The sequence below is a fragment of the Ferrimonas marina genome, assembly GCF_900129905.1.
GTDB lineage: Bacteria > Pseudomonadota > Gammaproteobacteria > Enterobacterales > Shewanellaceae > Ferrimonas > Ferrimonas marina.
In genome coordinates this window covers 184467-197760 of sequence record NZ_FQXG01000009.1, presented here as the reverse complement: position 1 = coordinate 197760, position 13294 = coordinate 184467, and the positions used below count along the sequence as shown (strand labels likewise).

At 60.4% G+C, this 13294-nt stretch carries 11 protein-coding genes and 3 tRNA genes; 10 read left to right on the top strand and 4 right to left on the bottom strand.

Annotated elements, in window-relative coordinates; all coding sequences use genetic code 11:
• The first annotated feature begins 81 nt into the window (after nt 1-81).
• Both BUC04_RS20470 and BUC04_RS20465 read left to right on the top strand, forming a co-directional pair.
• A tRNA-Tyr gene (locus BUC04_RS20470) sits at nt 82-166 on the top strand.
• Between the two features lie 148 nt (nt 167-314).
• Nucleotides 315-2021 (top strand): bifunctional ornithine lipid synthase OlsF, encoded by a 1707-nt coding sequence (locus tag BUC04_RS20465; protein WP_067664675.1) that lies wholly within the window; start codon nt 315-317, stop codon nt 2019-2021.
• Here the strand turns inward: BUC04_RS20465 and BUC04_RS20460 are convergent.
• Nucleotides 2015-2242 carry a DUF3820 family protein gene (locus BUC04_RS20460; protein ID WP_067664677.1) on the bottom strand — a complete coding sequence of 76 codons (228 nt, stop codon included), beginning with the start codon at nt 2240-2242 and terminating at the stop codon, nt 2015-2017. The genes BUC04_RS20465 and BUC04_RS20460 overlap by 7 nt on opposite strands.
• 48 nt (nt 2243-2290) lie before the next feature.
• On the opposite strand from BUC04_RS20460, the gene BUC04_RS20455 reads away from it, so the two are divergent.
• The 3 genes from BUC04_RS20455 to rrtA are packed head-to-tail and all read left to right on the top strand — an operon-like array spanning nt 2291 to nt 4645.
• A complete protein-coding gene (locus BUC04_RS20455; RefSeq protein ID WP_067664679.1) occupies nt 2291-3358 on the top strand; it encodes a PLP-dependent cysteine synthase family protein in 1068 nt (355 codons plus the stop codon).
• Nucleotides 3358-4059, top strand: a complete 702-nt coding sequence (gene queC / locus BUC04_RS20450) for a 7-cyano-7-deazaguanine synthase QueC (RefSeq protein WP_067664681.1) — start codon at nt 3358-3360, stop codon at nt 4057-4059. The genes BUC04_RS20455 and queC overlap by 1 nt, the downstream gene beginning before the upstream one ends.
• Complete coding sequence (gene rrtA / locus BUC04_RS20445; protein WP_067664683.1) at nt 4052-4645, top strand: rhombosortase; 594 nt, start codon at nt 4052-4054, stop codon at nt 4643-4645. Before queC ends, rrtA begins: the two co-directional genes overlap by 8 nt.
• On the opposite strand, the gene BUC04_RS20440 is transcribed toward rrtA, so the two are convergent.
• The 3 genes from BUC04_RS20440 to BUC04_RS20430 all read right to left on the bottom strand — a co-directional run bounded on the left by BUC04_RS20440 (nt 4642) and on the right by BUC04_RS20430 (nt 8482).
• On the bottom strand, nt 4642-5043 hold the full coding sequence (locus BUC04_RS20440) for a hypothetical protein (protein WP_067664685.1): 402 nt from the start codon (nt 5041-5043) through the stop codon (nt 4642-4644). The two genes, rrtA and BUC04_RS20440, sit on opposite strands and share 4 nt — an antisense overlap.
• Before the next feature lie 67 nt (nt 5044-5110).
• Nucleotides 5111-7117, bottom strand: a complete 2007-nt coding sequence (gene uvrB, locus BUC04_RS20435; protein WP_067664687.1) for an excinuclease ABC subunit UvrB — start codon at nt 7115-7117, stop codon at nt 5111-5113.
• Nucleotides 7118-7120: 3 nt separating this feature from the next.
• A complete protein-coding gene (locus BUC04_RS20430) occupies nt 7121-8482 on the bottom strand; it encodes an MATE family efflux transporter (RefSeq protein WP_067664689.1) in 1362 nt (453 codons plus the stop codon).
• Between the two features lie 719 nt (nt 8483-9201).
• On the opposite strand from BUC04_RS20430, the gene BUC04_RS20425 reads away from it, so the two are divergent.
• The 5 genes from BUC04_RS20425 to rsxB all read left to right on the top strand — a co-directional run bounded on the left by BUC04_RS20425 (nt 9202) and on the right by rsxB (nt 13283).
• Nucleotides 9202-9277, top strand: a tRNA-Asn gene (locus BUC04_RS20425).
• 39 nt (nt 9278-9316) lie between these two features.
• Nucleotides 9317-9392: transfer RNA gene (locus BUC04_RS20420), tRNA-Asn, on the top strand.
• Nucleotides 9393-10154: 762 nt separating this feature from the next.
• The gene (locus BUC04_RS20415; protein WP_082766746.1) at nt 10155-12053 is read left to right on the top strand and encodes an EAL domain-containing protein; all 1899 of its coding nucleotides are present in this window, start codon (nt 10155-10157) and stop codon (nt 12051-12053) included.
• 103 nt (nt 12054-12156) lie between these two features.
• Nucleotides 12157-12735 (top strand): electron transport complex subunit RsxA, encoded by a 579-nt coding sequence (rsxA, locus tag BUC04_RS20410; RefSeq protein WP_067662108.1) that lies wholly within the window; start codon nt 12157-12159, stop codon nt 12733-12735.
• Nucleotides 12732-13283 (top strand): electron transport complex subunit RsxB, encoded by a 552-nt coding sequence (gene rsxB, locus BUC04_RS20405; RefSeq protein ID WP_067662105.1) that lies wholly within the window; start codon nt 12732-12734, stop codon nt 13281-13283. Before rsxA ends, rsxB begins: the two co-directional genes overlap by 4 nt.
• Nucleotides 13284-13294: the final 11 nt, after the last annotated feature.

The following is a 13294-nucleotide window of genomic DNA, read 5'->3' as shown; positions in this document are numbered from 1 at the left end:
GCCTTCGGTGGTTCGAATCCACCTCCCTCCACCATCTTTCTTGACGCTGTGCCCGCCACGGCGACTATGATTACCAAACTTGGAGAGGTTCCCGAGTGGCCAAAGGGAGCAGATTGTAAATCTGTTGGCACTGCCTTCGCAGGTTCGAATCCTGCCCTCTCCACCATCTTCTCAACGCCACCCCTCGGGGTGGCGTTTTTGTTTGTGTTCTTGGCGATGATTCTGGCTGTCATCTGCCGGTCATCACCTCTCCACCGGTCTGTCATAACGCACTTTTACCGTAGCGCCTGAGAACCCTAACTGGCTCAATCAGGATGATTACCGTAGACCGATTGCTCGACCGCCACTTCCCCAACCTGCCCCTGCGACCGCTGGCCACCCCGATGCTGAAAAAACTGCTGTGCGAGAGCGCGTTCCAGCAGTTTGAGCGCCAGCATCCTGATCTCAAGGGGATCAGCTTCGTCGAGGGGGTATTGGATTACTTTGATTTCGGCTACCGGGTGGACCCCCGTCAGCAGGAGCGGATCCCCACCAGCGGGCGGCTGGTGATCATCGCCAACCACCCCATCGGCTCACTGGACGGCCTGGCCCTGCTGAAGATGGTCAGTGACCTTCGTGGCGACGTCAAAGTGGTGGCCAACGCGGTGCTGTCCGAGCTGGCACCACTGGAGCCCTTGCTCTGCCCGGTCAACGTGTTCGGCCGCACCGGGCGTAAGCAGTACCAGGCAATCCAGCAGCACCTGAAGCAGGAAGGGGCGGTGATCCTGTTCCCCTCCGGCGAGGTCTCGCGGCTGCGACCCCAGGGGGTTCGAGATACCCGCTGGCACTCCGGTTTCCTGCGCCTGGCCCGGGAAGCCAAAGCCCCCATCCTGCCGATCCGCATCGCTGCCCGCTGCTCCAGCGCCTTCTACCTCACCTCCATGGTGTATAAGCCGTTGGCTACCCTGCTGCTGGTGCAGGAGATGTTCGGCCAGCGCAACAAGCACGCCACCATGCACGTGGGCGAGCTGGTGCCGGTGAGCAGCTTTGCCGAGACCGATGAGCCGATGGAGAAACAGATCCAGCGCTTCAAGCGCCACCTCTACCGGCTTGGCAGCAAACGTCGGCCACTGCTCACCACCCAAAGCGCCATCGCCGCGCCGCAATCCCGTAAGGCGCTGCAGCAAACCCTGGCCCAGTGCGAGGATCTGGGGATCACCCCGGATGGCATGCGGATCTATCTCTACGACTATCGCGACGATTGCTGCGTGATCAAGGAGATAGGCCGGTTACGAGAGGTGGCGTTTCGCGCCGTTGGTGAGGGCACCGGTCATCGCCGGGATCTGGACCGCTTCGACCGCCACTACCGCCATATCGTGTTGTGGGATCCCAGCCAGCTGGAGATCGTAGGCAGCTACCGCTTCGGTGATGCCCGCCAGATCCAGGCACAACGAGGCATTGAGGGGCTCTACAGTGCCAGCCTGTTTGATTACGGTGACGGGATGCAGCCCTACCTGGAGCAGGGACTGGAGCTGGGACGCAGCTTTGTCCAACCGGCCTATTGGGGCAAGCGGGCGCTGGATTACCTCTGGTTTGGCATTGGTGCGGTGCTGGCCCGCAACCCCCAGTACCGTTACCTGTTTGGCCCGGTCTCGCTCTCCGCCGACTTTCCGCCCCAGGCGCGGGCACTGATCGTGGCGTTCTACCAGGCCCATTTCGGTCGAGACCCTAATGAGGCGCTGGCCCGCCACCGTCTGCCCTACCGCTTCGACCAGGAGTTGGAGGGCGACAACCCCTTTGCCGGGCTCGATTACAAGACAGAGTTCACCGAGTTGAAAGCCACCCTCAGCGGCATGGGGATCTCAGTGCCCACCCTGTACAAGCAGTACAGTGAGTTGTGCGAGCCCGGGGGCGTCGGCTTCGTTGATTTCGGCACCGATCCGGAGTTTAACGACTGCATCGATGGTCTGGTGCTGATTGACGTACAGCGGCTCAAGCCCCACCGTAAGGCCCGCTACCTGCAGGCTCGTCGCCCTCACTGAGTCGTACCGCCCTCCTCCACCAACGGCTTGAGCAGATAGCCCAGGCCGTTGTGTTTGATCTCCAGCACCAGCGCCAGCTTCTCCCCCAGCGGCCCTGCCGGCCAGCCCTTGTTTTGCATCCACACCAGGTAGGCGATGGGCAGGGTCATCAATCGTTGTCCGGCATACTTGCCGAAAGGCATGGTTTCGTTTGCCAGTTCTCTTAACAGCTTAGGGTCCATTGCGTTACCATTTGGCCAGTTTGACACGCCGCATTATACGGACAATCTATGCCACGTTCCTGGGTCAACTGGGCCATCTCCCAGATCGAAGCCGACTTTCAACGCAGTGCCGACACCCACCTGATCAAGTTGGACCTGCCAAGCCTGCCGCAGATCGACATCTACCTCAAAGACGAAAGCACCCACCCCACCGGCAGCCTCAAGCACCGGCTGGCGCGTTCGCTGTTCCTTTATGCCCTGAGCAATGGCTGGATCAAGGAGGGCACCCCGGTGATTGAGTCCTCCTCCGGCTCCACCGCCATCTCCGAGGCCTACTTTGCCCGCCTGCTGGGGCTGCCCTTTATCGCGGTGATCCCCAAGTCCACCGCGCAGAAGAAGATCGACCAGATCGAGTTCTATGGCGGCCGCTGCCACCTGGTGGAACCGGCCGACATTTACACCGAAAGCGCCCGTCTGGCCCAGGAGCTGGGCGGCCATTACATGGACCAGTTTACCTACGCTGAGCGCGCCACCGACTGGCGCGGTAACAACAACATCGCCGAATCCATCTTCCAGCAGATGGCCCGGGAGCGTTTCCCGCAACCGCGCTACATCGTGATGAGCCCGGGCACCGGCGGCACCTCCGCCACCATCGGCCGTTACCTGCGTTACCAGAAGCTGCAGACCGAGCTGTGCGTGGTGGATCCGGACAACTCGGTGTTCTTCGATTTCTTCCACAGCCGTGACCCTGCCCTGGTCAGCGACGCCCCCTCCTGCATCGAAGGGATCGGCCGCCCCCGGGTGGAGCCATCCTTCATCCCCGATGTGGTCGACCAGATGCGCCGTATCCCGGATCCCGCCTCCATCGCCACCATGCAGTGGCTCAGCGGCCTGCTGGGTCGTCGGGTCGGTGCCAGTACTGGCACCAACCTCTACGGCGTGTTGCAGCTGGCCAGCGAGATGCAGGCCCGTGGCGAGTCTGGCTCCCTGGTGACCCTGCTGTGCGATGCCGGTGAGCGCTACCTGGACAGCTATTACAATGAGCAGTGGGTGGCCGAGCGCATCGGCGACGTGGCGCCCTACCGCGACGCGTTGCGCGCCTTCGGCCAGACCGGCCAACTGCAGGAGCCTAAGTGATGAGCAAACCCTCTGTTGCCGTGGTGGTGTTCTCCGGCGGCCAGGACTCCACCACCTGCCTGGTGCAGGCCCTCAAACAGTTCGACGAGGTCCACGCCATTACCTTCGACTACGGTCAGCGCCACAGCGAGGAGATCGCCGTGGCCCAGACCCTGGCCAAGCAACTGGGGGTGAAAGCCCACAAGGTGCTGGACGTGGGCCTGCTGGGCGAGCTGGCCATCAGCGCCCTGACCCGGGACAGCATCCCGGTGGCCAACGAGCTGATGGACAATGGCCTGCCCAACACCTTTGTGCCCGGCCGCAACATCCTGTTTCTGACCCTGGCGGGGATCTACGCCTACCAGATCGGCGCCAGCACGGTGATCACCGGCGTCTGTGAGACCGATTACTCGGGCTACCCGGACTGCCGCAACGAGTTCGTCCAGGCCCTGCAGCAGGCGTTGGAGCTGGGGATGGACCGACCGCTGACCCTGAGCACCCCGCTGATGTGGCTGGATAAGGCCGAGACCTGGGCCCTGGCGGATCATTACGATGCGCTGGCGCTGGTGCGGGATCACACCCTGACCTGCTACAACGGCGTGATTGGTGCCGGCTGTGGCGAGTGCCCCGCCTGTCAGTTGCGTGCCAATGGCCTGAACCAGTACCTGGGCCAACAAGACCACTACCAGGCGCAGCTGCGTGACAGGTGCCAGCTTGACTAAGCCCTTCGGCCGACCCTCTGCCGATCAGTGGGGCCTGCCGGCCCTGCTGGCCGCACTGTCGCTACTGCTCTGGTGTCTGCCCCAGTGGCACGATGCCCTGGTGTGGTCGCGGGAGGGGTTGGCTCAGCATCAGTGGTGGCGGCTATGGAGCGGTCATCTGCTGCACACCAATGGCCATCACCTGCTTATGAACCTGGGTGGCCTGGCGGTGATCTTCGCCCTGCACCAGCCACACTATCGCTTCCTGCCGATGCTACTGCTGTGCCTGTTGATGATGCCGCTAATCAGCCTGGGAATAGAATTGTGGGTGCCGGCCATCAACCGCTACGTGGGTTTAAGTGCACTGCTGCATGGCCTGTTTACCTGGGGGGCGTTGCAAGACATCCGCCAAGGCTGGCGCAGTGGCTACCTGCTGTTGCTGGGGGTGGTGCTCAAGGTCGGTTATGAAAACACTCAGGGCGGCACCGAAACGATAGCCGCCCTGATTGATGCCCGGGTCGCGGTAGAGTCGCACCTTATGGGGGTGCTCAGCGCCCTGTTGCTGTTTGTCGGCGCCCGGCTGCTGCGCCGGGTGACTGGGGATTAATCCTGCTTGTAGCTGCCGCTGCCCTGCCCCTTCTTAAAGCTCTCCGCCATCATCTTCATTGCCTGGTCGCGATCCCCGCCCATGGCGGCCTGGTACTGCTGCTCCAGCATTACCCGGTCCTGGATGGCGCCAGCGGCGGTGGGAAAGTCACGCAGCATCTCGTTGATGTCGGCTGGGATGCGCTCTTCACCCGTGGGTGCAGGCATGTTGTCGGTGCCAAAGTACGCCAACCCCTCGACCCGCGGCACCGTCGCCGCCGTCAGTGAGTTGCGGATCTTAGCCACCTTCATGGCCGAGCTGCTCTCGATAGGTTGGATCTGATTGTAGCTAGCGACCCCTGCTGCGATAACCAGAAGTCCGGTCAGTACCCAACGCTGTGTTGACCAATTCTGAATCATGGTGCCCCCTCATGTCGCATGTTGCGGCATGGTTAAAGTATGCACCATTTTGATTACAGTTCACAGCTTAACTCGCTACCAATTGCTCCTGTAGCAGAGTAATCTCATCCCTTACCGCTGCAGCTTGTTCAAATTCCAAGTCTTTCGCATGTTGGTACATCTGCTTTTCCAGATTGGCGATGCGCTTGACCAGCTGCTCCGGGGACTCGATGACGTAATCGCGCTTCGGCGCAGCCACCTTACGTTCGCCCTCACCGCTGCGACGTTTGCCGTCGCCCAGGTCCATCACATCGGAGATGCTCTTGTTCAGCCCCTTGGGCACGATGCCGTTGGCTTCGTTGAAGGCCTGCTGCTTGGAGCGGCGCCGCTCGGTCTCCTCGATAGCCCGCTGCATGGAGCCGGTGATTCTGTCGCCGTACAGGATCGCCTTGCCGTTAACGTTACGGGCGGCCCGGCCAATGGTCTGGATCAGCGAGCGATCCGAGCGTAGGAAGCCCTCCTTGTCGGCATCGAGGATCGCCACCAGCGAGACCTCCGGCATGTCCAACCCCTCCCGAAGCAGGTTGATCCCCACCAGCACGTCAAACGCCCCCAGCCGCAGGTCCCGGATGATCTCCATCCGCTCCACCGTCTCGATGTCGGAGTGCAGGTAGCGCACTTTCTGGCCATGCTCTTCGAGATACTCGGTGAGATCCTCCGCCATCCGCTTGGTCAGGGTGGTCACCAGTACCCGCTCCTGGCGCTTCACCCGCAGCCGGATCTCCGACAGCAGATCATCCACCTGGGTGGCCACCGGCCGCACCTCCAGCTCAGGATCGAGTAGCCCGGTGGGCCGCACCACCTGCTCCACTACCTCGCCTCCTGACTTGTCCAGCTCATACTTGGCCGGAGTGGCGGAAACAAACACGGTTTGCGGTGCAATGGATTCAAATTCATCGAATTTTAGTGGACGATTGTCCATGGCAGAGGGCAAGCGGAAGCCGTACTCCACCAGGGTTTCCTTGCGGCTGCGATCCCCTTTGTACATCGCCCCCAGCTGCGGCACCATCACGTGGGATTCGTCGATCACCAACAGACCATCGTCTGGCAGGTAATCCAGCAGGGTCGGTGGCGGCTCCCCCGGGGCGCGCCCGGACAGGTAGCGGGAGTAGTTCTCAATGCCGGAGCAGTAGCCCAGCTCCAGCATCATCTCGATGTCGAACTGGGTGCGCTCCTTGATCCGCTGTGCCTCGATCAACTTGTTGTTGTCCAGCAGCTGCTGGTGGCGCACCTTCAGCTCCGCCTTGATGTCGTCGATTGCCGCCAGGATGGTTTCCCGCGGGGTGACATAGTGGGTCTTGGGGTACACGGTGTAGCGCGCTACCGTTTGCTGCACCGCACCGGTAAGCGGATCGAACAGGCTGATCCGCTCGATCTCCTCGTCAAACAGCTCCACTCGCACCGCGTCCCGCTCCGAGTCCGCCGGAAAGATGTCGATCACCTCGCCACGCACCCGGAAGGTGCCCCGCTCAAACGCCGCGTCGTTGCGGTTGTACTGCAGCTCCGCCAGGCGCTTAAGGATGTCGCGCTGGTTCATGATGTCGCCAGTACGCAGGTGCAACAGCATCGCCATGTAGGCCTTGGGATCCCCCAGGCCATAGATGGAGGACACCGACGCCACCAGGATCACATCCCGGCGCTCCATCAGTGCCTTGGTCGCGGACAGGCGCATCTGCTCGATGTGGGCGTTGATGGAGGCGTCCTTCTCAATGAAGGTGTCGGTGGTGGGCACATAGGCCTCAGGCTGGTAGTAGTCGTAGTAGGAGACGAAGTACTCCACCGCGTTGTCCGGAAAGAACTCCTTCATCTCGCCATACAACTGGGCCGCCAGGGTCTTGTTGTGGGCCAGCAGGATGGTGGGGCGTTGCAGTTGTTGCACCACGTTCGCCACGGTAAAGGTCTTACCTGAGCCGGTCACCCCCAACAGGGTCTGGTGGGCCAGGCCCGAATCGAGGCCATCCACCAGTTGGGCGATCGCCGTGGGCTGATCCCCCGCCGGCTGAAAGGGGGACTGAATCTTAAACGGACGGCTCATGCCTTACTGCGCCTCTTGTTGCTCCTGCCGAGTATGGCAGAGGAAAAACCACATCCAGCGCCACGCGATCAGTCCGGTGATCAGGTTGGCGATCACCGAACCGGCGAAAACACCGGGTAAACCAGCGATTTTACCACCGATCCAGGCCAAGGGAAGGTAGGTCACAAAGAGGCGCACGAAGGAAAGGTTAAGGGCACTCATGGGCCGACGCAGGGCGTTAAAGCTGGAGTTGGTGAGGATGGTCACCCCCTGGGCGCCCCAGCCCAGCGGCAGCAGCATCACCAGCAGGATGATGGTCTCCTCCACCGCAGGCTCCTGACCAAAGGCACCGGCGATCCACGGCGACAACAGCAGCAGCACCAGGTAGACCCCGCCCTGCCACAACAGGGTGAAGCGCATCACCGTACGGTACAGCAAACGTACCCGGTCCATATGCCCGGCAGCGGCGTTCTGGCTGATCAGCGGTGGCAGGCTCATCGACAGGGTCAGTACCACCAGGGTGGCCAGGGACTCCAACCGGGTGCCCACGCCAAAGGCCGCGACGGCTTCGTCACCGTACTGGGCAACGATCGCCGTCATCACTGCCATCGCCATCGGGGTAAGCATATTGGCCCCGGCAGCGGGCACAGCTACCCCCAGGATCCCTTTAGCCGCCTCGCGTTGCTGCTGCCACTTTCGGCACCAGCCGATGGCGTCCATCTGCTTGATCAGCATATAAAGGATGATGGCGCTGGAGATGGCATAGGCGAGGATGGTCGCCAGTGCCGCCCCCGCCAGGCCCATCGCCGGCACCGGCCCCCAGCCGAAGATCAGCAGCGGGTCCAGCGCCGCATTGATGGCCGCACTGGCGGCCATCACGATACTGGGCCCCCGGGTGTTGCCATTGGCCCGCATCACCGCGTTACCGACCAACGGAAAGGCGGCAAAGACTGCCCCGGCCAACCACACCGCCATGTAGCCATCCGCCAATCGACGGGTGGATTCATCGGCCCCCAGCCATTGGAACAGAGGGTCATGGAACAGCCACACCGGGATGCAGAGCAAACAGACCAGTACGGTGGAGAGCACGATCGCCATGCCGCCAATGCCACGGGCCTCTTCACTGCGCCCCTGGCCCTGGGCCGTCGCCACCGCCGTCGAGGTGCCGATCCCCAGCCCAATCACCATGCTGAAGATGGTGAAGGTGACCGGGAAGGTAAATGAGAAGGCCGCCATCTCCTCGGTGCCCAGCAAACTGACAAAGTAGGCATCGATGAAATTAAACGACATGAGCAGGATCATCGCCATCAGCAACGGCCAGGTCATGCGGCGCAGATGATCTAGGACATTGCCTTGGGTCAACTGGTGGATTTGTTTGGATTTCACTCCCTGCTCCGTTTTTCTTGGGATGTCCAACTTGCGCTCAGTTTGAAAAACTAATTCACAAGCCAATTTACCTCAGCACAACGCAGCCACAACAACAATGAAAAACCGGCATAGTTTGACGACTTTCTGCTATCTATATGTTTTTAAAGCACTTTGCACTTATGCACAGTTTTCGTTCAGACTGTCTCAAAGCCCCGTGTGACGGGCTTTTGACGGCCAAATATGGGTCTCATCAACACACTTATCCACAAAAACAGTGGATAACGGCTGTAAGGCCGCACCGCTCTGGCCTTCCCAAAAGTCAAGACTCCATGTCAAAAACAAAACAGCTTTATTACAGTCAAACAAAGTTCGGTAAATCAGCCCATTGCCTTCGCTGAGGCCGGCTCTTCGTTGACAAATAACCAACAAATTTCGTCGGGTTTTTGTCCAGAACTTGCGCTTCTGCACACTCGCTAGCCAAACGGACCCAGGGAGGGGATTTTTTTCCCGGGAGTTGGTTGACTCCCCTCAGTGCTCGACTTAATATGCGCTCCGTCTTCCGGGGACGGTCACCCGACTTCGCAAAGATAGCTGAGACGTCAGTCTAAACACGGTACAATCTGTTCCCCCTTAGTTCAGTCGGAAGGTAGAGCACCGCGGACTGTACTCATACCGGTTGGCGTATGTCGCTGGTTCAAGGGAACACTGGGACGCTAGGTTAATCACGTACAATCTGTTCCCCCTTAGTTCAGTCGGTAGAACGGCGGACTGTTAATCCGTATGTCGCTGGTTCAAGTCCAGCAGGGGGAGCCACTTTCGCTGAGGCGTCAGCTTAAACACGTCACAATCTGTTCCCCCTTAGTTCAGTCGGTAGAACGGCGGACTGTTAATCCGTATGTCGCTGGTTCAAGTCCAGCAGGGGGAGCCACCTTCGGAGAAGCCTCGCACTGCGAGGCTTTTTTCGTTTCAGCGCTCCGATCTGGATCGCGAAGTCAGTCGGTAGAACGGCGGACTGGCTCTGGTTAGAAACAGCGTATGTCGCTGCCCCAAGTCCAGCAGGGGGAGCCACTTTCGATGAAGCCTCGCACTGCGAGGCTTTCTTCGTTTCTGCACTTAGATCTGGAAAGCGAAGTCAGTCGGTAGAACGACGAACTGGCTCTGTCCAAATCAGCGTATGTCGCTGCCCCAAGTCCAGCAGGGGGAGCCACTTTCGATGAAGCCTCGCATTGCGAGGCTTTTTTCGTTTCAGCGCTCAGGTCATGATCGCGAAGTCAGTCGGTACAACGGCGGACTGGCTCTGTCCAAATCGGCGTATGTCGCTGCCCCAAGTCCAGCAGGGGGAGCCACTTTCGATGAAGCCTCGCACTGCGAGGCTTTTTTTGTTTCCGGGCTATCCAATGCTTACGTCGGTAGAACGGCGGACTGGCTCTGTCCAAATCGGCGTATGTCGCTGCCCCAAGTCCAGCAGGGGGAGCCACCTTCGATGAAGCCTCGCATTGCGAGGCTTTTTTTTCGTGATGACAGATTATGGCGAGCGGTTCGATCACTGAAACAGCGCACGGCCTCCTGGAGTTACCAATGAAAGCCTCACTGGTCCGCCCCGACTCACTTACTGGCGCGTTTTTCTCTTGACCGGAAACAGGTGTCACGGTGTAACCTAGTGATCTATTGCGTGAAAAGGATTTTCAGCATGATGCCTGGTGTTAGATCTGCCTTGCTCGCCATTGCGTTGGCTTGGCTGGTGGGGCTTGTTACCCTCACCCTTTACCGCGTTTCTGTTGCCGAGCAGATGATGCAACGAGATGCCGATGTCATCACCGGTCAGGTGCGGACAACCGAACACGGCGACCTGCCGATGCTCTTTGACCAGCTAGGCCAACATTACCGCTTCCAGTACGCCCAGCTCAAAGAGCTCACCGACGTCCTGCCCCAGACCCTGGCAGCGCCCACCGCCGAGCCTCACTGGCTGCAACCTATCCTGTCCGAGGGCACCGGCCAACGGCAATTGAAGCTGGCCAGCACCGAACTGCAGTTTGGCCTCAGCCCCAACAACTATCTGAAAGCTTCGAAGGCAGGCTATCGATACGCCCTGCTGAGCTTCTCCTTAATGGCGTTGTTGCTGGCCCTGATCAGTTGGCGTCGCAACCACGCCATCCAGGCGCAACTTCTCAGCCTGTGCCAGTCACTGCAACCCACCGGCGCCCTCAACAAGCGGTTGCCACCGCATTCAGGTCCACTGACCCCCCTGCTTAAGCTGGCCGATGAGTTGCATCTGAGCTACCAGAATCAGCTCAAACAGATGAAAAGTCAGAATGCCCAGCAACAGGACCAGGCAAAGCAGGATCCCGTCACCCGTCTTCCCAACCGAGTGGCCTTCAACCAGCGGCTCACAGGTGAAGGGCTGGAAACCCAAAGCGAGGGCTTCCTGATGCTGGTCCGTGCTGGTGCCTTGGAGGAGATCAATCAGCGAAGCGGCAAAGAAGCCGGTGACAGCTACCTGAAGCTGCTGGCTGTCACCCTCAAAAGCCAGATCGCTAGCCTGGAGGACGCCGGACTCTATCGCTACAGCGGCGCTGACTTCTTGATCCAGGCCCCGAGCAGCGATGCCGAGGCCATTGGCGCCCGTATTAAACCCATGGAGCACACCCTGGCGGAGCTGGCCAAGCGGCTGGAGGTAGACAGCGCCGGCTACCTGGCGGTGGTGCCCTACCAGCCCCATGACCGATTGAGCCAGCTGCTGATGCACCTGGATACCGGCATTGCCATGGCCGCCTCCCAGGGCCCCAATACCGGCTACCTGATGACCTCGAGCCTGCTGAGTGTTGAGTTGGACCGGGACCACTGGCAACAGGTGATCGACGAGATCATCGATAGCGCCAACATTCAGGTGGTGTCGCAATGCATCACCGCGCCCAGACAGGGCCAGGAGCTGTACCGCGAACTGCTGGTGCGATTCCGTAACAGTCAGGGCCAACCGCTGGCGACCGAAACCGTGTTTGCCATGGCGGCGCGCTGCGGCCGGGCCATTGAGCTGGATAAGCTGGTGTTCACCATCCTGCTAAACCGGCTCAACAGCGAGGCAGACAGCCACGCCCACTACGGTATCAACCTCAGTCCCCGCGCCATGCTGGACCCGGGTTTTCGCCAATGGGTATTGGACCGACTCAGTCAGCACCACGAGCTGGCCGGGCGCCTTATCCTGGAGTTAACTGAGCGCAGCCTGGAGATGGCACCGGCGGAGCTGGAGCCCTGGGTGGAGCGCGCAGGCACCTTGGGGGTTCGCATCGCCATCGATCGCTTCGGCAACGGCCTGACCTCCTTTAAGGCCCTGCAACAGCTGCGCCCCAGCTACGTCAAGCTGACCCACGAGTACGTCAAGGGCATCGAGGACAACGGCGATAACCGCTTCTTTATCAAGATGCTGCTGGATTTGGCTGCACGTCTGGAGATCCAGGTGGTGGCCACCCACGTCGAACAGGTGGAGGAACGTCTGACCCTGGAGGCGCTGCGGCTGGATGGACTGCAGGGTAACCTGATAGCCCCACCGCAACCTTGGTCACAGCCTCAGTCAGAAAACCGGATTCAGTGACTATCTCTTGCCCAGACAGGCAGTAACCTTACTGCCTGTCTGTTGTTTAACGCGCCCCCTTTGCCGATAATATCCGCTTAGTTTTCCTTCTGTCTCTGTGTTCATGACCGAATACCTGCTCTTGCTGGTAAGTACCGTGCTGGTCAATAACTTCGTCCTGGTGAAGTTTTTGGGCCTGTGTCCCTTTATGGGCGTCTCCGGCAAGCTTGAATCCGCCATCGGTATGTCGATGGCCACCGCCTTTGTACTGACACTGGCCTCCACCACCAGCTACCTGGTCCATCAGTACCTGTTGGTACCGCTGGAGCTCACCTACCTGCGTACCCTCTCCTTTATCCTGGTGATCGCCGTGGTGGTTCAGGTGACGGAGATGGTGGTGCGTAAAACCAGTGCCTCCCTGCACCGTGTGCTGGGGATCTACTTGCCGCTGATCACCTCCAACTGTGCCGTGCTGGGCGTGGCCCTGCTCAACATCAACGAACAGCACGACTTCATCAGCTCCATCGTCTATGGCTTCGGTGCCGCCGCCGGCTTTGCTCTGGTGCTGATCCTGTTTTCCGCTATGCGTGAGCGCCTGGCCGCCGCCGACGTGCCCACCCCCTTCCGCGGGGCGTCCATCGCCATGATCACCGCCGGCCTGATGTCGCTGGCCTTCATGGGCTTTATCGGGTTGGTGAAATGAGCAGTATCCTGATTGCGGCCCTGGTATTGGCCGTGCTGGCGCTGATCTTCGGTGTCCTGCTGGGTTACGCCGCCGTCCGCTTTAAAGTGGAAGGCGATCCCATCGTTGAGCAGATTGAGCAAACCCTGCCGCAGACCCAGTGCGGTCAGTGTGGCTACCCGGGCTGTCGCCCCTACGCCGAGGCGATCGCCAGCGGCGAGGCGCCCATCAACCGCTGCCCCCCGGGTGGCGAGGCCACCATCGCCAAACTGGCAGACATGTTGGGGGTCGAAGCCCCGGCACTGGAGGGCGAAGCGGACAACACCCCCAAGGTGGCGTTCATCATTGAAGAGGACTGCATCGGCTGCACCAAGTGCATCCAGGCCTGCCCGGTAGACGCCATCGTCGGCACCGGCAAACAGATGCACACGGTGATCGCCGATCAGTGCACTGGCTGCGATCTCTGCGTCGAGCCCTGCCCGGTGGACTGCATCGAGATGCGCCCCATCGCCATGACCACACAAAACTGGGACTGGGATCTGACCCGTATCCCGGTCAAACAGTTGTAAGAGGGCGGCCC

What these genes read in the sequence shown, in the direction of transcription:
- BUC04_RS20440 (WP_067664685.1), bottom strand. Translation starts at nt 5,043, where the DNA reads ATGATTCAGAATTGGTCAACACAGCGTTGGGTACTGACCGGACTTCTG.
- uvrB (WP_067664687.1), bottom strand. Translation starts at nt 7,117, where the DNA reads ATGAGCCGTCCGTTTAAGATTCAGTCCCCCTTTCAGCCGGCGGGGGAT.
- queC (WP_067664681.1), top strand. Translation starts at nt 3,358, where the DNA reads ATGAGCAAACCCTCTGTTGCCGTGGTGGTGTTCTCCGGCGGCCAGGAC.
- BUC04_RS20455 (WP_067664679.1), top strand. Translation starts at nt 2,291, where the DNA reads ATGCCACGTTCCTGGGTCAACTGGGCCATCTCCCAGATCGAAGCCGAC.
- BUC04_RS20460 (WP_067664677.1), bottom strand. Translation starts at nt 2,242, where the DNA reads ATGGACCCTAAGCTGTTAAGAGAACTGGCAAACGAAACCATGCCTTTC.
- BUC04_RS20465 (WP_067664675.1), top strand. Translation starts at nt 315, where the DNA reads ATGATTACCGTAGACCGATTGCTCGACCGCCACTTCCCCAACCTGCCC.
- BUC04_RS20415 (WP_082766746.1), top strand. Translation starts at nt 10,155, where the DNA reads ATGATGCCTGGTGTTAGATCTGCCTTGCTCGCCATTGCGTTGGCTTGG.
- rsxA (WP_067662108.1), top strand. Translation starts at nt 12,157, where the DNA reads ATGACCGAATACCTGCTCTTGCTGGTAAGTACCGTGCTGGTCAATAAC.
- rsxB (WP_067662105.1), top strand. Translation starts at nt 12,732, where the DNA reads ATGAGCAGTATCCTGATTGCGGCCCTGGTATTGGCCGTGCTGGCGCTG.